We start from the raw sequence: 18,535 nt of genomic DNA, 5'->3' as shown, positions 1-18,535 counted from the left end.
TGTAAGAGCAGGTCCATCTCCTTTTGTTTCTGGAAAACAGACCTGCTTCGCTTTGCTCCTAGCTGGTTTTACTTTCACTGCTCTCTGCTTCTTTTCGCTTTTTATCCTCGTCCTGCAGCTGACGCCGGAGTACCTTGCCTACCATCGTCTTTGGCAGGTCAGCACGGAATTCGTATTGCCGCGGGATTTTATAAGCTGCCAGCCGCTCGCGACAATGCTTTTCGATCTCATCCTCGCTCGCTTGCTGGCCTTTCTTGAATACGATGAACGCTTTGACCGTTTCTCCGCGATACGGGTCGGGAACTCCGATGACAGCTGCCTCCTGAATCATGGGATGCTCGAACAGAACCTCTTCGACTTCCCGCGGATAGATATTGAAGCCGCCCGCGATGATCATGTCCTTTTTGCGATCCACGATGTAGAAATAGCCCTCTTCGTCCATATACCCCATATCGCCTGTCAAAAGCCAGCCATCCTGCAGAATCGCCGCTGTCTCTTCCGGGCGGTTCCAATAGCCTTTCATCACCTGAGGTCCTTTGACTGCCAGCTCTCCGATTTCCCCTTGTGGCAAAGCTTCTCCCGTAGCGGTATCGACAATCCTGCAGTCGGTATCCGGCCAAGGCAGTCCAATACTTCCGGAAATTCGTTTGCCCCAGATCGGATTCGAGTGAGTCACGGGCGAGGCTTCGGTCAGTCCGTACCCTTCGACAAGCTTGCCGTGCGTCAGTTCCTCAAATTTGCTCTGCACCTCGAGCGGCAATGGAGCGGATCCGCTCACACAAGCCTCGATGGAGGACAGATCGTGATTTCTCAAATCAGGATGATTGATGAGGGCGATGTACATCGTCGGAGCACCTGGAAACAGGGTAGGCTTTCGCTTGTCGATCATCTCAAAAATTTGTTTGACCTCGTATTTGGGCACGAGAATGATCTCGGCTGCGATCGAGATCCCTTTGTTCATCACCGTCGTCATCCCGTACACATGGAAGAGAGGCAGGGCTCCAAGGATTCGTTCCTTGCCCTTTTTTAGCTTGTAGAGCACAGCCTGGCATTGAATGGCATTGGCAATGAGATTGCCATGTGTCAGCATCACGCCTTTGGCTACCCCTGTCGTACCACCGGTATACTGCAAAAGGGCGATGTCTGCCTCTGGGTCAATTTCTGTTTTCACCGGTGTGGCAGCGCTTTCTTTTATAATAGAAAGAAAAGGCTCAACTTCGCTGCCATATGCAATTTGCGGATTGTGGCCTTCTTTCTTTTGGACCAACGGGTACAGCATTTTCTTGAAGAATGGAAGGAAATCTCCAACGCTCGTTACGATTACTCGTTTCAGTGGAGTGGATGCCTTTACAGCGGAAACGCGCTTGTATAACAAGTCAAGGGTGATGATGGTCTCTGCGCCTGAATCGTTCAGCTGGTGGATGAGCTCCCTTTCTGTATAGAGGGGATTGGTCATCACGACAATGGCGCCCGCAAACAAGGCACCGTAATAGCTGACGACCGCCTGTGGAGTGTTTGGCAGCATGATGGCAACGCGATCGCCCTTTTTCACTCCACGGCGAATGAGCCCGTGGGCGAATTGGTACGACATCTGCAACAGCTCACGATAGGTAATACGCTTTCCCATAAAATAAATCGCATAACTATCTGGATACTCTGCGGCTGACTGCTCCAAAAAAAACGTCAGTGGAACACGGGGGTATTCCAATGAGGGTGCAGTTTCTGGCGGGTAATTCGCAATCCAAGGCTTGGCATTTGACATGGGCGTTCCCTCCATCCAAAAATGGCCTTGCCTCTCCCGTAAGATCCGCTTTCATAATCTCTTCCTTCTTCTTATTTTATTCGAAAAATAGCTAATTTTACAACTAATTAGCAAATTCGCCCTTCCACGATTTTCTTGCCTTCCCCCCGAAACGAAAACAGCAAAAAAGGCTGCCAATCACGCAGCCCTCCTGTCGCTTGAAGGAAGAGAATTATGGGGTCATTGCCTGGACGATTTGCTGACGCACGCGCTCCCGTTCCGAGCTTGGCACCAAGTGATACCAGCCCAAAATGCCATTGTGCCAAATACGTTCGTCTTGACCAATTAGGGTGTCCGTATGAATCGCATTCGGTGTCGGATCCCCGTAGGAGATGAGCAGCGAAGCGATCTCTCCTTCTGTCAAATCCGTTTTGACGTGATTGCCCACAATCTCCATCAAAGAAAATGCCTTCGCATACGCCTGCACGGTCGATCCCTTGGAAGCAAGCGCACGGACAATTTCCTGCTGGCGATTGATGCGCTGGTAATCACTGTCCTCTTTGCCAAGATCGCTTTTGCGGTAACGCGCGTAGTCGAGCGCCTGCTCCCCAGATAGGGTTTGCAAGCCAGGCTTGATGTCGATATAAGTGTCATCGCTAGGGTCACTGTATTTCATCCGCTTTTTCACATCGACCGAAACGCCTCCGAGCTCGTCGACGATTTGGCGAAATCCATCAAAATCTACAGACATGTATCGATCGATCTTTACTTGTAAAAATTTCTCCAACGATTCCTTGACCATTTTGGGACCGCCAAAAGCCATCGCGTGGTTGACTTTATCGTATCCCTTTCCGCTAAGCTCCATATAGCTGTCCCTTGGTATGGAAAGGAGATAAGCGCCCTGCTTGGCAGGATGAATCGCGGCCAGCATGATGGTATCGGAGCGAGCACTCTCGCCATCCCTGCTGTCTACTCCGAGCAGCAGCATCAAAAAAGGCTTCATCGGCTCTGTACCTGCCAGAAAGTCCCGAGGCGGCAAAGAAGCAGAGGCCTGCGTGCTATTTCCGTTTTTTTCTTCGATAGGGGCATACCATTTTTGTGTCATCTGTTTGTATTGATAGGCCGTGTACGCTACCGCGACGAGTGCCCCTATCAGCAGGCACGATATCGTGTGAAACGCGATTTTTTTCCCATGCTTCCTCATAAAAGAAAAGAGCATCATAGCAAAGAGCCTCCCCCTATTCTAGCAAAACCCCCGTCTTGACGAACTCAGACAGGGACTTGCTTTCATTCTTAACAGGGGAGGCTCTCTTTAAACATTTTGGAGTATTCGTTTTTCTTGATGGGTGCTGCTTTTAGTCGCGTTCCACAACCATGGCCATTCCCATTCCGCCGCCGACGCACAGAGCTGCGAGGCCGCGTTTTAGCTGACGGCGTTTCATTTCATGGAGCAGTGTAATGACAATACGGCAGCCCGTAGATCCTACTGGATGTCCGAGCGAGATACCGCTTCCATTTACATTCGTGATTTCGCGCGGGAGCTCCAGCAGTTTTTCTACCGCCAGATACTGGGCAGCAAAAGCTTCATTGACCTCAATCAGCTCGATGTCAGACAGGGAGAGCCCTGCTTTCGCCAGCGCCTTTTTGACAGCGGGTACAGGGCCATAGCCCATCAGGTCTGGCTCCACGCCTGCCCACGCCCACGATACGATTCGTCCGAGCGGCTCAATCCCGAGCTCTTTTGCTTTTCCTTCCTTCATGAGGATCGCAGCAGATGCCCCATCATTCAGCCCCGATGCATTGCCTGCTGTCACTGTTCCCTCTGCGCGGAAGCCTGGCTTCAGCTTGGCAAGCCCCTCCAGCGATACGTCTCTGCGAGGAAATTCATCTGTGGTCACGAGTGTCTCCTGCCCTTTCTTTTTGACAGGTACAGGGATGATTTCTTCTGCAAACAGACCGTTGTCGATGGCTCGAATCGCATTTTGCTGACTGCGCAGTGCAATCACATCCTGCTCTTCCCGAGTAATGCCGTAGCGATCCACCAATCGCTCTGCCGTTTCGCCCATCAAAATCTGGTGGTGTGGATCGGTCAAGAGATCCCACATGGCATCCGTCATTTCGCCGTGCATCAAGCGTTTTCCCCAGCGAGCGTTTTTCAGCACATAAGGGGCATTGCTCATGCTCTCTACGCCGCCCGCGATCACGATCTCACTGTCACCGAGCAAAATTTCAGACGCGCCGCTTGCCAGAGCTTGCATGCCGGAAGCGCATTGACGCTGCACCGTAAAGCCCGTCACCTCTTTCCCAAGTCCGGCATCAATCGCGACGACACGGGCGATGTTTGCTTCATCACTGCGTTGAATGCAGTTGCCGAGGATCACCTCATCAATCTGGCTTGCCTGAACTCCCGATTTGTCCAATACTCCCCGAATAACGGTTTCCGCCAGCTTGCGAGCGCTTACATCTTTCAGTACACCACCAAAAGAGCCGATTGGCGTACGCCCAGCAGCGGCAATGACTACTTGCTCCTTCATTGTTTCTCCCTCCATTGCGGCAAAGCTTCCACCAGAGCAGCCTTTGGCGGAAGCTTTCGTATTTTTCTCTATTATCGCACAGATGAGTTACAAGTTCACTTCGTCGTGATTTTTCGCAGCAGTAAAGTGACCCACTCGTCACTGTGGCGCTCTTTTTCCAGTCGATACCCAGCCTCCTCGTAGGCGGATAACACATGGCTGCGATTCCAATCGACGATTCCGGAGAGAATGACCAAGCCGTCCGGCGCTATATGCTTGTCTACCACGGGCAGCATCGCAATATCCTCGTCTCCTCCGATATTGAGCAAAATAAGGTCTGAGCGCTCTGGAAGCTTCTCCGCTACTTCCGGCAAGAGCGCATCCCCAATCACGACTCGTACAGCCGAATCGGGCAAATGATTGTTCGTTGCATTGACCAGTACCTGGTATTCGCTTTGCGGATTGATATCGACTGCGTAAACGGGTTGACGAGCTCCGTTTAGAACACAGTACAGGGAGAGAATCCCTGAGCCTGCCCCGATATCCAGCACGTTTTTTTCTGTCAAGGAAAGCTCCTGAAGGAATAGCAGACTGTCCTGCGTCGTTCCATGATAGCCAGTCCCAAAAGCAGCACCCGGATCGATCCAGAGCACATGCTCTACCCCTTCCAAAGCCTGGGGGTCCGTCCACGTCGGGGCTACCCACCAGCTGCCTATCTTCACCTCGCGAAACTCCTCTTTCCAGGAATCGTTCTCTTCAGGAACCTGCTCTACTTCTTTTAGCGTGACATGGCCATTCCATCGCTGTATGTAAGCTTGCAATCTCTCTACATGCGCCTCTTCCTTATCCTGCATGGGCTCGAACAAATAGCCGACTGCCGGTCCGTCCGTGTTTTCCGCATAGTCATAGCCATTTTCCGTCGTCAGCACTTCAATCTGTGGCTCGATCCACCCGAGTGTATAGGGACTCCCCAAAACCTCTGCCACGAACATATCTTCTGTTTCCCTCTCTACTAGCAAGGTGTATTTCAGCCACATATTTTCCATGATTGTTTTCTCCTTTCCTTGGTGCCATCCCTGCGTAGGCTCCATCTTGCTAATGGCGAGGTTCCTACTCTACATGGTATGATAGTAGAATGGACTATTTTTCCGTTGGGAGGCTTACCATGTTTGACGAATTCTTTTATCGACGCCGCAAGAACAAAGGACTTCTCGTCACGATGATTGCCCTGATCGTTCTTGGGATCGGCATGTTCGTTATGGGATTCCTCTATATGTTTTCGTAATGTAGCCTATTCATTATACCCTATCAGGTTACAGACGATGTAGAGGAAGCAAGTTTTTACTAGGGTTGCTTTACTTCCCCTTGTTTACTCGATTATACTTGAGAATGTATTTTTCCTGTACGTTTGATATAGAAAGAAGGTTCACTCCATGTCGCGAATTCTCATCTCCGGGTATTACGGATTTAATAATGCCGGAGACGATGTGGTCCTGTACGGCATCATCAGCTCCCTCAAGAGGGAACAACCAAATATTTCCCTGGCGGTTTTGTCCAATCAGCCAGATCGCACAGCGGAACTGTTTGGGATTGAAGCGTATGACCGCTGGAGCTTCGGTACCATCGTCCGCGAGCTGATGCGAAGCGACATGCTGGTGATGGGCGGCGGTACGCTGATGCAAGACGTAACCAGCCCGCGCAGTGTCCTCTACTATTTGGGCATTGTCACGATCGCCAAGCTGCTGGGCAAACCTGTCGTCTTTTACGCGCAAGGTTTTGGTCCGATCCTAAAGCCACTCAGTCGTTCCATGATCAAACGGGTGGTCAACCGGGTAGACGTCATTACCGTGCGTGACTACGAGTCCGGCGAAGACTTCAAATCCTGTGGGGTAGTAAAAGCGCCCATTCATATAACAGCTGACCCAGCTCTGACGATCTCTCCGGAGGATATATCGGACGAGCGCGGCCTTGAGCTTTTGCAAGGCAAGTTTGCAGATCCTGCCAAGCCTCTGGTCGCCATCTCTGTACGGAACTGGAAGCAGGAGCAGGCTTTCAAAAAGGTCATTGCCAGGGCCGCTGACTGGTTTCTTTTGCGCGGGTGGAACGTCCTGTTTTTACCGATGCATGTTCCCAGCGACCTTGCGCCTTCCCGTGAAATCATGGATCAGATGCAACAGCCTGGTGCCAGGCTTCTTGATGAGCCAGTGACCTTCCATGACATCATGTCCGTCTTAAAGCAATGCGATTACGTGGTAGGCATGCGTCTGCATTCGCTGATTCTCGCTTGCATGCTGCGGACCCCTTTTATCGGAATCTCCTACGATCCGAAAATTGATCGGTTTGTCGAGCGCGCCGGTATGCCGAATGCAGGGCATATCACGAAGCTTGAGGAAAATAGCTTGCTTGCCCTCTTGGCAGAGCGTCTGGACCGCATGGATCAGGAAATTGGCGTAGTGACAGAGCACTCCCGTCTGCTCGAAATCGAAGCAGCCAAAAGCAGCGAATTGGTGCTGCAAGCTTTGCGGAAAAAACACTGATTCGTAGAAGAGGCTTTGCCCAGCTTTTGGCGCAGGCGAAGCCTCACCTGCGCTTATACTACCTTCCTAGAGAAATTTCCATTTCTACAGGAATAGGATAAGGAGGACTAGCAAATGTCCGTTTCCTCTCAACTATTAATCGGCATGAATCGATTATTCCCTCTCCCCGTTCACCCGTTTAATCTGGCCAACAACGGAGAGATGAGCTATACCGAATGGCAGTTTCAAAAAGGGGACCAGACAATCCAGTTCTTCCTCCCCTTCCACTCCCAGGAGCAAATGTTCCGGGACAAAACGGTACTCGACATCGGCTGCGGCGGTGGTGGGAAAACCTGCTACTACGCCACATATGGTCCGAAAAAAATGATCGGCATCGATATCGTCCCTCACTATGCGGAGGAAGGAAATGCATTTGCCAAAGAAAAAGGGCTCGCAGACGTCGTTTCCTTCATGACGGGCGATGCTGCGCGAATGATCTTCGAGGACAACACCTTTGACACCATCATCATGAATGACGCGATGGAGCATGTGGGAGAGCCGGAGAAAACGTTGGAGGAATGCTTCCGGGTGCTGAAGCCAGGCGGTCATCTCTACATCAACTTCCCGCCTTACTACCATCCGTACGGAGCCCATCTTTCGGATGCGATCGGAATTCCATGGGTACACGCCCTCTTTTCCGAACAAGCCTTGATTGATGCCTACAAAGAGCTCGTTCGCGATTTGCCAGATGGTTCTGACCGTATCTCTTTTCGCTTTGACAAACGCCCGGACGGCAGCGATACCATCTCCTATATCAACCGCATGACGATCAAGCGTTTTCGCCGGATCCAGCAAGGAGTCACGCAGCCTGCTGTCTACCAGAAGGAAATCTCTCTGCGCAGCCAGCTACAAGGACTCGCACAGCTGCCTGGTTTCCGGGAATTTTTCGTCAAAATGGTCGTATGTGTCTATCAAAAGAGGTAAATCCATAAGGAAGCCCGGGTGATTGAAACTCACTCGGGCTTGATTTTACTTCGTTACATGCGTCCCCTTATACAAAACGGGTATGGCCGCTGTGATAAGGATGATCCCCATAAAAGCGGGGGCGGCATGACCAAGCGATACATAGATTTGTCCTCCCAGAATAGGTCCAGCTATTCTGGCTAAAGCCTGAATAGATTGGCTCCCTCCCTGAATCCTCCCTTGCTCATTTGAATCGACAGACTTGGATAGCATCCCATTGAATGAAGGCCCAAAGATCGAATCTCCAAAACCAAATAGAAACATTCCAGCAATCATAAGAGGATAAAAGGAGAACAAAGCTGATGCTGCAATCAGAATGTAGCCTATCATCTCCGAAACCATTCCCAGAATGGCTATCTGTGCGTCACTGCGTTTTTTCAAAAGCTTTGGCATGATGAAACCTTGTGAAATGATGTCTTGAACGCCCAATATGGAAAACATAAGTCCAATGAGTGCAGGCGTCCAATGGAAAGTATCTATTGTCAACTGGGAAAAAACTGCCTGTAACGATCCATTGGGTACCCAAAGTAAGAATGCGGAGATCAGCAGCCTTTTTACGTTTCTAACGGAAAGTACATGGACAAGCTGTGTGAACGGATTCAGTCTGACAAAGGTAATCTTTTTCAGTCTGTTTTTCTTGTCAAGGCTCTCCGACAAAAAGAAGAATCCATAAACCACATTTATCAGGGTGATGATTGCACCAAAATACATAGGGGCAGCGTAACCAAGCTTGGCAATCCCCCCGCCTAGAACTGGACCAACGGCAGAGCCTACACCTGCTACCGCACTCACCCATCCAAAGTATTTGGTGCGCAGTTCTCTAGGGGTGATGTCTGCAAAGTATGCGAAGAGAGTGCTGATGCTCCCGCCTGCAATTCCTTCTATGATGCGACCAGCAAATAGTACCCATAGCGCCCCTCCTAAGCCAAAAACGAAGTACCCGATTGCGGAGCCCAATAGACATAGTAAGAGCAAGGGACGACGACCAAATCTGTCGCTCAAAGCTCCAAGTCCAGGGGCCGCAAAAAACACGCAGACTGCGTAAACAGAGGTCAGCAGTGTAACAACGATCGCTTGATCTCCCGGATTGTTTATATAAGGCTGCACTAAGAATGGGACGACGGGTGCTATGATACTGAAGCCTAGCCCGCAAAGAAATACAGACATCAGTCCGAATAGTAACGCCTTTTTATCTATGGCAGGTTCTGTATTCTGTTCATGGTGTGATCGAAATGTTGACACTTACATGCTCCTTTCAAGGCTGCACTTTTCCTTCCTAGGAAACAAAAACATCGTACTCCATTTTTCCTTCCTTGGCAACAAAATAACGCAAGTAAAAAAGGCAGCCCGCTCTCCGTAGAGTGGACTGCCTGTGGTTTCCTTTTCCTTCATCCTTTATTCTGACCGAATACCTATACCCCGTTTCTTTATTTCCGCATCCAAATGCCTGCTATATCTTTCTATAAAGCTCAGCATACTGTCAAATTGTTCCTCGGTTACCTGCTCAAATACGGCTTTATCCCGCTCTTGAAACTCTTTGTGCAGGTCCTCATGGATTTGATAGATGACTTTCCCTTGCTCCGTTAGCCTAAAATAGATTTCTTTTTTATTCTCCGGCTTTTGGTAACTTTCAATCAAGCCTTTTTTTATGAGCTTCTGCGTTAATTTACTGATGGCACCGCTAGTCATATAAAGGGACTCCGCAAGCTTTGTCACGTTGGAATCTACATTTCTTTCAATGTATTCAATGCAATGGACTTCAGAAGGCTTATACCCCTTCAGACTGTCTTCCATCTTACTTTTATTCAGCCAAACCATTTTGTTGAATAAGTCCCTGAACTCCATGATGACCAGCTCTGCTTTGTTCATGGCTTGTCCTCCCACACGTTGGTACATGAGCAATATGTAAATTGCGTTCAAACGCTCATTCATTACGGTATACCTTATTATAAGCAACCTATCCTCATAAACCAATCCTGCTTCCACCCCGGACATTTGCATGCATGCTGCATCATGTTTAGAAAACTTGGCTCTGCCAAGCCTTTTGCACCCAAAGGATACAGGTTCACCTTAGTTGCCCTTATCCTGGATAAGAGTCTGATAAATTCTTCCTGTATAAAAAAAGGGTGTCCCTCCATCACTCATTGACAGAAGGACGCCCTTTTTCTTTTTAGCCTTTATTGAATCTTGGACTGCGTCTGTTTTTTGCGAATGGCATTCATCAAGGTTCGCAGTTTATTGCCTCCAGGCAGCCACTCCAGCTCTTTCTCCTCAATCAGCGGGATGAGCAGCAGCAGACCCAGGTAGATGATCAGACCGACACCGACCCCTGAAACGGTCTCCAGCGCTCCCAGCAAACGCACCTTTTCTTTGCCAGCAAGCAGCAGTTCAACAGCCTCTGTCGCTCCCCATGCCAGAAGCAGCATGAGATTGGCGACGAGAAGCGGATAGAGCGTATCAAATCGCCAGTTGATCGGCACCGTTACCAGACGGTTGATCGTCCGCATGTTGAGGATGCAGACAAATGCTGTCGCGCACAGCCAGGACAGAGAAAGACCGTCCATGCCCAACAGCGACGTAAAGACGAGAGTCGCAGCTACCTTCACCAACACACCGTAGAGCAAATGGCGTGCAGGGATCTTTTCTTTTCCAATCCCTTGCAAAATACCGTTGGTCGCGAGAAGGAGGGACAATGGAATCGCACTGATCCCCAAAATGGCCATCGCTCTCGTACCCTCCATATCACCGTAGAGAGCCAGATTCGCACCTTCTGCTACAGCGGTCAAGCCTAGTCCGGCTGGCAGTCCAATCAGCCACGCAAAGCGCAAAGACAGCTTGGTCAAGGTCGTGACACGTTCAGAATCCTTTTGCCGTACTGCTTCTGCAATGGCTGGAACGATGGAAAGTGCGATCGAGGAGCCGAACAAGCTCGCCATCTGCAGCAGCGGACCCCCACGGCTGTAGATGCCAAACCACGTATCTGCCGTGAGCCCATCCACATTCCAAATATAACGGAAAATATTAATCGCAAGAAAAGAGTCGGTCAGCGAAAAGATCGGGATCACCAGGGCAGAGATACAGATCGGCCAGGCAATGCGCCACATGGATGCGAAGAAGGCCCGATCGTACCACCAATCCACGCGCTTCCACTGTGCACCCGTGAACACCGAATCTTTGCGGTTGTGCATCCACATCAGCAATGCCAAAAAACCGAGACTCAAAAACGTACTGATCATCGTACCGAAATTGACACCGGTAATCACTGTGTCGGTATCCTCACCAAGCGAAACGAGATAGAGCGAAGCGACCAGAATAAAGACGACGCGCAAGGTCTGCTCGACGATCTGGGACAAGCCGACGTACAGCATCTTTTGATAGCCGTAAAAAAATCCGCGAATGACCGCAATCAGCGGGACGAACAGCAGGGATAAGGATATCGCACGGATCGGCTCGATCAAATGCGGATTCCCCATCAGCTTTGCAATCAGAGGAGATGTCACATACAAAATCGCAAACAGGGCGACACCGATAGCGCCCATCATGACCATGCTCCGCGCCAGAATCTGTCCGACGGAGCCTTGCTTGCCTTCTGCCAATGCTTCCGCTATGACTCTGGACAAAGCTACAGGAACTCCTGCAGTAGCCAGAATCAGAAAGGTCAGGTAGAGCGGATACACCTCTTGATAGAGTCCGAGACCGTTGTCCCCCACAATCTCCTGAAGAGGAATGCGGTAGAACATCCCGATCACTTTGGACAAAATCCCCGCGACGGCGAGAATTAACGCGCCTGCGAGAAAATGACTTTTTTTCAACATGGGAAACTCCTTTATAGGGGGGATCCCCCGAATCGACATGAACCCACTCTCTATCCTACTATCATTTACCCTTTCCAGCAAACAGGTATAACGATGGAATTTGGCAGGAATACTGTTGAAACGTAGATTGATCGACTTCTTAGAATCGTCTGCCATGAATAGGAGGGGTAATCATGCCTGTTACCGGATTTTTGATCCGAAACGTTCAGTGGCCACTAATGGAACGACTGAAGGAAAATCGGACACGCCACTACTTGCGAGATTTGCAGCATGCGCAGGGCTTTTCTCAGGAACAGCTGCTAGATCGACAAAGAGAAAAGCTGGGACGCCTGCTTCAGCATGCTGTGCACAAAGTCCCGGCTTACGCGTCGTTCGCGTCGGAGTGGGACACGAGCCGCATTCCTCCTGAGCGTTTTTTACAGCGCATCCCCATCCTCAGCAAAACTCATTTCCGCCTGCATGCGGACGATTACGTAACGAAAGGCGTCAGTTCCACCCAGCTCATCGGAAACCGGACAGGCGGTTCAACTGGAGAGCCCACTCGCTTTTACCTAGACCGCATCGCCGTCGAGCATTACGAAGCGGCTCGCTGGCTCGGCCTATCCTGGCACGGCATCCAGATCGGGGATCCATCCGTGATGATTTGGGGATCTCCCTTGGAACTGAACCAGCAGCAAGCCAAACGGTATCGCTGGAAGGAACGCTGGATGAAAAACCGGCTGCTTCTCTCCGCCTACGAACTGGACGAACGCAGGCTGCAGACGCATTTGACGCTCATTCAACGATTTCGGCCTGCTTATTTATACGGGTATGCCTCTGCTCTTCATATCCTTGCCGAGATGATGCTGAACCGAGGATGGACGATTGGAATCCCGTTAAAAGGCGTGGTTTCTACGGCAGAGAGCCTGCATGATCATCAGCGAAAGGTAATCGCAGAAGCGTTTCAGGCTCCCGTCATCAATGAATACGGAGCCCGTGATGGAGGGATCATCGCCTATCAGTGTCCGGCCGGCAGGATGCACGCCTTCAGTGAGAATTGCTACCTGGAGGTCGTAGATCCCATCACCCATCTCCCCCTTTATCCAGGGGAATCCGGCGTCTTGCTCGTCACGGATCTGCACAATACGGTCATGCCTCGCCTGCGCTATCAGCTGGGCGATGTCGTCGCGCTTTCCCCAGAATTATGCCCTTGTGGCATCAGCTATCCACTCCTGGACACGATTGACGGAAGAGAAGACGATATGTTTATTTCGCAAAATGGGCAGTATGTCCATGGTCATTATTTCAACCACATCGTACGCAATTTGGAAAGCTTTCGCACGTTTCAGCTCATCCAGCATGAGCCGCAAAGTCTGAGCCTGAAGCTGGTAAAAGAACCCGGCCGCTTTCACACCGTTGACGAGGATCGCCTGCTGGCGGGCATTCGGATGGCACTTGGTGAAGTCAGTGTACAGGTAGCGTACGTCGACCAGATTCCACCGACCGGCTCAGGAAAATTTCGTTATGCCATTCGTGAATGCCCGCTCAAGAGCGTCCAGGCGCTGGAGTAGAACGTCTGCGTACCTTTTGCAGCAGCTCTGAAACCAAAGGCTCGCGCAGGATCGCGAGCACAGCCAAATACAGCAGTGCTGCAGCCACAATCCCGAGCGGCAGATAGATCCACAGAGGCAAAAGGGACAGCCACGGGTCTGCCAGCACAATCGCTGCTCCCATGACCAGACACGCCAGCAGCGTCTTGGCGAGTGTTTTCAGGAAGCCGCCTTGCACGGGGACACCTACCGCCTTCCACAGCCAAATAAACAGCAACACAGCCTGACTGAGGGCGGATAGGGCATTGGCCAGGGCAATTCCACCGTGCCCCATCCACGGAATCAAAAGCCAGTTGGCAGCTGCATATACGACAATCCCGATCGCTCCGATCACCACGGGGGTTCGCGTGTTTTCCAACGCATAAAACGCTCGTGTAAGCAAATCGCGTGCTGCCAGAAAATAAAGCCCGAGGCCATAGAACGGCAGCGCCCACGCTGTCAAAGCGACGGAATGTTCATCAAACGCGCCCCGTTGAAAGGCCAGGCGGACGATTGGCTCCGCGTACAAAGCCAGACCGACCGTCACCGGGATGAGCAGGATAAGCAGGTAGGCCAGCCCTTTTTGCAGAATTTGCTTCATCTCTTTCATCTCGCCGCGCTTCACGTGACTGGCGAGCAACGGAAAAAGAGGCAAAGTGAACGCTCCTACGAATATCGCCATAGGCATTTGCACGATCTGGTTGGCGTTCGCCAGCGCAGAAATTACTCCCGTTCCAACGCCCTCTGCGAAACCTCGCTCCAGGAAGGTCGTCGCTTGTGCCACCACAGCTCCGATCAAAATCGGGATGACACGCTCGCCCATTCCTTTTAGTGCCTCGTCATTTTTCCAGGCAAATGACAGGCGATGGTCGTAGCCGAAACGGCGCATGGTCGGGATCATGGTCACCATCGCCGCCAAGTAGCCCAAGGTAGTGGCAATCGCCAGGCCGTTCGGTCCGTAGAGCGGCACGAGAACGTACATGCTAACAATGACTACAGCCCCATTTGCCACTGTCCCGAGCGTCGGTGTAAAGAAATGCTGATGCGAATTGCAAATGCTCGACCAAAGCCCGGTCAAGCCGATAAAGATCGCGGATGGCCACATCCACCGCAGCATGTCAGCCGTCATTTCCAGCTTTGCACCCGACAAACCGAACATGGCAGCCAGTTCCCGCGAGAATCCTACTCCCAGTCCCGCCAACACGACGAATATGACCAGAATGACCGTCAGCATTTTGTGGTACAGCTCAGTTGTGCGCTGCTGCTTTTCCATCAGCCCGCGCATGGTCGGGATCAGAATGGCATTGACAGCTCCAGGCACGACCAGGAACAGCGTGAGTGGAATCGTCGCCGCAATGTTAAAGGCATCCGACTCCATTCCCGTGCCGTACAAGCTGGATAGATAGATGCTGCGGAAAAAGCCAAGCAGCCTTCCTACCAGCGTCAATACGACGATCATTGAAGCGATTCGTAACAAACTCATGTACCTTATCTCCTATCTCTAGTAAACGACGAATGCTGTTAATACCTTGATATCATATCTTATTTCTATGGTTCCTACCAACCTCTTTCCTGCCTGGGTTGCGGCGGGATAGATGGATTCATTATAATAGACAGGTTAATCCTAAGCGTGTAGGAGGACTACAATCAAAATGAGAGAAACCGTGTTGAAGTGGGGAAGCCAATCAACTACGTGGTTGTATTTGCTTTTGGCCTATCCTGTCATTGATTATGTGTTGCGGAAAATTCTACCGATTCCTGTCGTTTCGTCTTTTTGGGATGAAGGTCTGCTCCTGATCCTTTTGGGCTTTACGTTCGTTGCCTATTTCCAGGGCAAACGGACGATGCCCAAGATCAAGCACCTGTTGATCGCCTTTCTGGTCCTCGGCATCGCTTTGATGGTAACCGACATGGCCAACTGGGATGCGAGCGTGGAAGGTTTCCGTTCGGTCTATCAGTACATCATTGCCTTCCTGATGGGATTTTACCTGCTGCAGTCGCTGGAGCAGCTGGACAAACTGATGAAGGGACTTGCCCTCGTCGGATTTTTGGCAGGTCTCGTCGGTGTCATGCAGGTCGTCGTGGGTGTACAGACTCCTGAATCCTGGGTACAGGAAGGAGAAGCGATCACGACTCGCGCTTTTTCCTTTGTGACAAGCCCCAACGTTCTGGGAAGCTACATGGCTCTGATTGCTCCTGTGGCTGCCGGACTTTTCCTGAAGGCACCATCCCGGAAAGAAAAGCTGGTGTGGGCAGTCGTTACGTTGACAACACTGCTTGCGCTGCTGCTTACCGGATCTCGCGGCGCTTGGTTTGCTTTAGCGTTTTCGCTGTTCATTTGCTGCTACATATGGAACAAGCGTATTGCAGGCTACCTCGTTCTCGCTGGAATCATCGGGGTCGTGGCTCTATTCTTTGTTCCTGAGTCAGTCCCACTCGTAGGTACGATCAAAAACCGGATTTTCACTCTGTTTACGGCTGACTATATGTCTTCCAGTCTGGAAGGAGGACGCCTCGGTCGCTGGGGGGAAGCTTATGACAAAATGCGTGTCGAGCCACTGTTTGGCGTGGGCCTCGGTCATCACGGCGGAGCGGTTGCTTCGCGTCATTTCGGCACCATTTACTCGGACAGCTACTTCTTCAAGAGCCTTGCTGAATTTGGCTTGATCGGGATTATCATGCTGATCGGTCTCGTCGCGCAAATGCTTCGTTACAGTATGAAAGTCATTCGCAGCCTGACAGAGTCGCCGTATTTCTTCGCCCTGTTGGGACTATTCGGTGGACTCTTTGCAGTCGCCCTGCACAATTTGGTGGAAAACATTTTTGAGGTGCCGTTCATGGCCCTTTACTTCTGGCTGTTTGGCGGCTTCTTCTGCGCTTTATTCGTCGACCAAACCCAAACAAAAAGGTGGTGAATCCCATGCGACGCAATCCTATTCTAACGACGGTCGGCTGGGCATTGTACGCCATTGCTCTGCTGCTCATTTACCACTTGCTCATCAAACCTGCATTTCTCGACCTGACGTGGATCGCTCTCTTGGTGTTTCTGCCACTTCTGGCCTTCTGCTTTTACGTGGTCCATCCAAAGGAACGCAGGCAAGTTCTTGCCTTTACGATCGCTGCCTTGCTGCTTGACCGTGCACTGACACGGGTCGATGTGAAAACAACGGCAGCTCTATTGATAGGCGGAGCCATTGCAATCATCGTCATCGCGCTCCTCGCCAAATGGTATGGACGTCTGAACTGGAAAGCGGTTGGGTCCCTCGTGATCGTTGCCCTGCTCGCCAATGTGACCTTCAATCGGGACACGCTGGCAGCCCTGAGCCATTTCACGGTGAAATACGAATCCGATCGCCTCTACAACGGTCAATGGGTGGACTACTTCCCGATGGCTTTGTACGACGTGGATCACGACGGCAAGCAAGAGATTATTACTTACGGAAATGCGGAAGAGCTCCCTCTTCCGGAAGAGGCGGCGAAAAAGCCGGAGACGGAAGAAGAGAAAAAGGCACTGGCAGATAAGCTTCTACACCTGCAGCCTGAACCGGTCTCGTTGTACGTCTTGACCTGGAAGGATGGCAAAATGGTTCGCATGCCAAATGACCAGATCCCTGCTGAGACCATGACGGTTCTGAAGCAGCAGCTGCCTACAGACTACCCTGGCTTTCCGTACTATACGATGAAAGACGGTCAGCTGGTGCCAAACGTACAGCGCCAGCCTTACGCGGAAGCTATGCTGCAGGTAGGGACTGCTCCTTATCGCGCTTTCATGCTGGATATGGACAACATCGCCAATCAGCTGGAGGAAAACGACGGAAGCATGGACCTGCGCAGGCAGATGGGCAGCAAATACAAAGATTTGCACATCAAGGGCGGCATGCTGACAGGAACGTATGACGGCAAACCGTTTGGCGGAACGACCAAAGCGACAAAGCTCATGACAACCATGATGCTCCCGGATGGCAGCGAAGGCTTGATCACGATGGGCGAGCACCTGAGCGTCCTGAAGGTGGAGGCAGATGGTACGCTTACAGAAGCCTACACGCTGACACGCAAAGAAGCGGAGCTGGCTACGGGGGAATTTATCCCAGCAGATATCGACCATGACAAAGTCGACGAGCTTTTGATCGCAGGAAAGCCGTCCTACATCCTGAAGCCGAAAGCAGATGGCACGTGGGAAATTTTGTGGGCAAGCGCGGAAAACGACAAGAGCTTCCGCTTCTCCAACTTCGCCTCTGTCGGAGCCGGTCAGCCGGAAATTATCGCAAAGGCCAAAAGCTGGGTAAGTACGACAGACAGCCGCTATTTGAGCGGATACAACTATACCCCAGATGGGCTGGAAGAAAACTGGCGGATTTACCTGCCGCTGATCAACGTCCAAGTCGGAGACGTCGATGGCGACAAGCAAAACGAAATCGTCGCCACCATTTACAACACACATCGCGTGCTCGTATTCAAACCACACAACGTCCCAGTGCTCACACTCACGATTATTCTGTTTATCGGGCTATTGGGTTACGGCGTAGTAAGGAGGGTTCGCCATGCGTAAGCTTACGAAGGCATCGGCATTGCTCGCTGGCATCTGCGCGGCTGCCCTGCTCGGCGGGTGCACCTATGAGTCTGGTCCAAAATCGTTCGCTTCCACCAATTTTGGGACTACACCGGAACAGACGACAACGGCGCAGACGGAATCCGGAGCAGACTGGCTGAAAACCGCTTTGGAAAAAGCGAAAACAGACCCGGAAGCTCAATCCTACTGGTATAAAGGACATGTAAAAAACATGATCCTCTCCCGTTCCACGACCAGCATGTTCAACGGTGCCGTCGTCAACGGCAAAGGCTACAACGTGGATGCCCGCATCGCGGCACAGCCATACCAGTACTACCGCATCGACGACAAGCGCTACATCCGCGCCAACGATTACTGGCTGACGGCAAACGAAGATCCACTTGCGTTTGACGTATTGGCTGGCTTTGACGACTGGCTGCCTTTTATGGACAAAGCCGTTCAGCTGCCAGATGATAAAGTGTACGGAACCGTATGCGTTCCTTTCCAGCTCAAAATGACAGGTGCTGAATGGCTGAAAACCAGCAAAAGCGTTCTACTGGATCCGCTGAAGCAGAAGCTGGGCAATCGACCTGATCTGGACTACATTTTAAGCGAATCCACGATCAAAACAACGTTCTGGATCGGCAAGGATGACCGTCTGATTCACCAGTACGAGACATGGATCATCCTCCCGCTGCCAGAAGCCGGGACAATGGATCAGCAGGTGCTATTCCAGCTGTACAAATACAATGATCCGGGTATTCATATCAAGGATCCGTCGGAAGTCGAGAAGTACCTGCTGTACTAATC

General features: G+C 51.3%; 14 protein-coding genes. 6 read left to right on the top strand and 8 right to left on the bottom strand.

The window, feature by feature from the left end; translation table 11 throughout:
• Nucleotides 1-58: 58 nt before the first annotated feature.
• The 4 genes from EDM59_RS16980 to EDM59_RS16965 form a co-directional block, all read right to left on the bottom strand.
• The gene (locus EDM59_RS16980) at nt 59-1,762 is read right to left on the bottom strand and encodes an AMP-binding protein (protein WP_122924680.1); all 1,704 of its coding nucleotides are present in this window, start codon (nt 1,760-1,762) and stop codon (nt 59-61) included.
• A 211-nt stretch (nt 1,763-1,973) separates the two neighbouring features.
• On the bottom strand, nt 1,974-2,963 hold the full coding sequence (locus EDM59_RS16975; RefSeq protein WP_122924679.1) for an LCP family protein: 990 nt from the start codon (nt 2,961-2,963) through the stop codon (nt 1,974-1,976).
• Between the two features lie 133 nt (nt 2,964-3,096).
• Entirely contained in the window at nt 3,097-4,275 is a 1,179-nt protein-coding gene (locus EDM59_RS16970; protein ID WP_122924678.1) for a thiolase family protein, read from the bottom strand.
• A gap of 95 nt (nt 4,276-4,370) precedes the next feature.
• A complete protein-coding gene (locus tag EDM59_RS16965) occupies nt 4,371-5,300 on the bottom strand; it encodes a 50S ribosomal protein L11 methyltransferase (RefSeq protein WP_122924677.1) in 930 nt (309 codons plus the stop codon).
• A 387-nt stretch (nt 5,301-5,687) separates the two neighbouring features.
• On the opposite strand from EDM59_RS16965, the gene csaB reads away from it, so the two are divergent.
• Together csaB and EDM59_RS16955 are read left to right on the top strand one after the other, a co-directional pair.
• Nucleotides 5,688-6,791 (top strand): polysaccharide pyruvyl transferase CsaB, encoded by a 1,104-nt coding sequence (gene csaB / locus EDM59_RS16960; RefSeq protein ID WP_122924676.1) that lies wholly within the window; start codon nt 5,688-5,690, stop codon nt 6,789-6,791.
• A 114-nt stretch (nt 6,792-6,905) separates the two neighbouring features.
• Nucleotides 6,906-7,754: a class I SAM-dependent methyltransferase gene (locus EDM59_RS16955; RefSeq protein ID WP_122924675.1), complete on the top strand. Its 849-nt coding sequence runs from the start codon at nt 6,906-6,908 to the stop codon at nt 7,752-7,754.
• A gap of 45 nt (nt 7,755-7,799) precedes the next feature.
• On the opposite strand, the gene EDM59_RS16950 is transcribed toward EDM59_RS16955, so the two are convergent.
• The 3 genes from EDM59_RS16950 to EDM59_RS16940 form a co-directional block, all read right to left on the bottom strand.
• Nucleotides 7,800-9,035 (bottom strand): MFS transporter, encoded by a 1,236-nt coding sequence (locus EDM59_RS16950; RefSeq protein WP_122924674.1) that lies wholly within the window; start codon nt 9,033-9,035, stop codon nt 7,800-7,802.
• 153 nt (nt 9,036-9,188) lie between these two features.
• Nucleotides 9,189-9,662: a MarR family transcriptional regulator gene (locus EDM59_RS16945; RefSeq protein WP_122924876.1), complete on the bottom strand. Its 474-nt coding sequence runs from the start codon at nt 9,660-9,662 to the stop codon at nt 9,189-9,191.
• A 308-nt stretch (nt 9,663-9,970) separates the two neighbouring features.
• Nucleotides 9,971-11,608 carry a putative polysaccharide biosynthesis protein gene (locus EDM59_RS16940; protein ID WP_122924673.1) on the bottom strand — a complete coding sequence of 546 codons (1,638 nt, stop codon included), beginning with the start codon at nt 11,606-11,608 and terminating at the stop codon, nt 9,971-9,973.
• Nucleotides 11,609-11,781: 173 nt separating this feature from the next.
• Between EDM59_RS16940 and EDM59_RS16935 the strand changes: the two genes are divergently transcribed.
• The gene (locus tag EDM59_RS16935) at nt 11,782-13,158 is read left to right on the top strand and encodes a phenylacetate--CoA ligase family protein (RefSeq protein WP_122924672.1); all 1,377 of its coding nucleotides are present in this window, start codon (nt 11,782-11,784) and stop codon (nt 13,156-13,158) included.
• On the opposite strand, the gene murJ is transcribed toward EDM59_RS16935, so the two are convergent.
• The gene (gene murJ, locus EDM59_RS16930; RefSeq protein WP_122924671.1) at nt 13,133-14,659 is read right to left on the bottom strand and encodes a murein biosynthesis integral membrane protein MurJ; all 1,527 of its coding nucleotides are present in this window, start codon (nt 14,657-14,659) and stop codon (nt 13,133-13,135) included. The genes EDM59_RS16935 and murJ overlap by 26 nt on opposite strands.
• Before the next feature lie 169 nt (nt 14,660-14,828).
• Here murJ and EDM59_RS16925 point away from each other — a divergent pair, with 169 nt between their 5' ends.
• The 3 genes from EDM59_RS16925 to EDM59_RS16915 are packed head-to-tail and all read left to right on the top strand — an operon-like array spanning nt 14,829 to nt 18,533.
• Nucleotides 14,829-16,091 carry an O-antigen ligase family protein gene (locus EDM59_RS16925; protein ID WP_122924670.1) on the top strand — a complete coding sequence of 421 codons (1,263 nt, stop codon included), beginning with the start codon at nt 14,829-14,831 and terminating at the stop codon, nt 16,089-16,091.
• 5 nt (nt 16,092-16,096) lie between these two features.
• A complete protein-coding gene (locus tag EDM59_RS16920; RefSeq protein ID WP_122924669.1) occupies nt 16,097-17,725 on the top strand; it encodes a hypothetical protein in 1,629 nt (542 codons plus the stop codon).
• The gene (locus tag EDM59_RS16915) at nt 17,718-18,533 is read left to right on the top strand and encodes a hypothetical protein (protein ID WP_122924668.1); all 816 of its coding nucleotides are present in this window, start codon (nt 17,718-17,720) and stop codon (nt 18,531-18,533) included. The genes EDM59_RS16920 and EDM59_RS16915 overlap by 8 nt, the downstream gene beginning before the upstream one ends.
• The last annotated feature ends 2 nt before the right edge of the window (nt 18,534-18,535 follow it).

Origin of the sequence: Brevibacillus nitrificans (assembly GCF_003710965.1) — a bacterium.
GTDB classification, from domain to species: Bacteria; Bacillota; Bacilli; order Brevibacillales; family Brevibacillaceae; genus Brevibacillus; species Brevibacillus centrosporus.
Note: the sequence above shows the minus strand (reverse complement) of the source record. Positions and strands in the feature narration are given on the sequence as shown.

What these genes read in the sequence shown, in the direction of transcription:
- EDM59_RS16940 (WP_122924673.1), bottom strand. Translation starts at nt 11,608, where the DNA reads ATGTTGAAAAAAAGTCATTTTCTCGCAGGCGCGTTAATTCTCGCCGTC.
- murJ (WP_122924671.1), bottom strand. Translation starts at nt 14,659, where the DNA reads ATGAGTTTGTTACGAATCGCTTCAATGATCGTCGTATTGACGCTGGTA.
- EDM59_RS16955 (WP_122924675.1), top strand. Translation starts at nt 6,906, where the DNA reads ATGTCCGTTTCCTCTCAACTATTAATCGGCATGAATCGATTATTCCCT.
- EDM59_RS16970 (WP_122924678.1), bottom strand. Translation starts at nt 4,275, where the DNA reads ATGAAGGAGCAAGTAGTCATTGCCGCTGCTGGGCGTACGCCAATCGGC.
- EDM59_RS16945 (WP_122924876.1), bottom strand. Translation starts at nt 9,662, where the DNA reads ATGAACAAAGCAGAGCTGGTCATCATGGAGTTCAGGGACTTATTCAAC.
- EDM59_RS16965 (WP_122924677.1), bottom strand. Translation starts at nt 5,300, where the DNA reads ATGGAAAATATGTGGCTGAAATACACCTTGCTAGTAGAGAGGGAAACA.
- EDM59_RS16935 (WP_122924672.1), top strand. Translation starts at nt 11,782, where the DNA reads ATGCCTGTTACCGGATTTTTGATCCGAAACGTTCAGTGGCCACTAATG.
- csaB (WP_122924676.1), top strand. Translation starts at nt 5,688, where the DNA reads ATGTCGCGAATTCTCATCTCCGGGTATTACGGATTTAATAATGCCGGA.
- EDM59_RS16915 (WP_122924668.1), top strand. Translation starts at nt 17,718, where the DNA reads ATGCGTAAGCTTACGAAGGCATCGGCATTGCTCGCTGGCATCTGCGCG.
- EDM59_RS16920 (WP_122924669.1), top strand. Translation starts at nt 16,097, where the DNA reads ATGCGACGCAATCCTATTCTAACGACGGTCGGCTGGGCATTGTACGCC.
- EDM59_RS16975 (WP_122924679.1), bottom strand. Translation starts at nt 2,963, where the DNA reads ATGATGCTCTTTTCTTTTATGAGGAAGCATGGGAAAAAAATCGCGTTT.
- EDM59_RS16980 (WP_122924680.1), bottom strand. Translation starts at nt 1,762, where the DNA reads ATGTCAAATGCCAAGCCTTGGATTGCGAATTACCCGCCAGAAACTGCA.
- EDM59_RS16925 (WP_122924670.1), top strand. Translation starts at nt 14,829, where the DNA reads ATGAGAGAAACCGTGTTGAAGTGGGGAAGCCAATCAACTACGTGGTTG.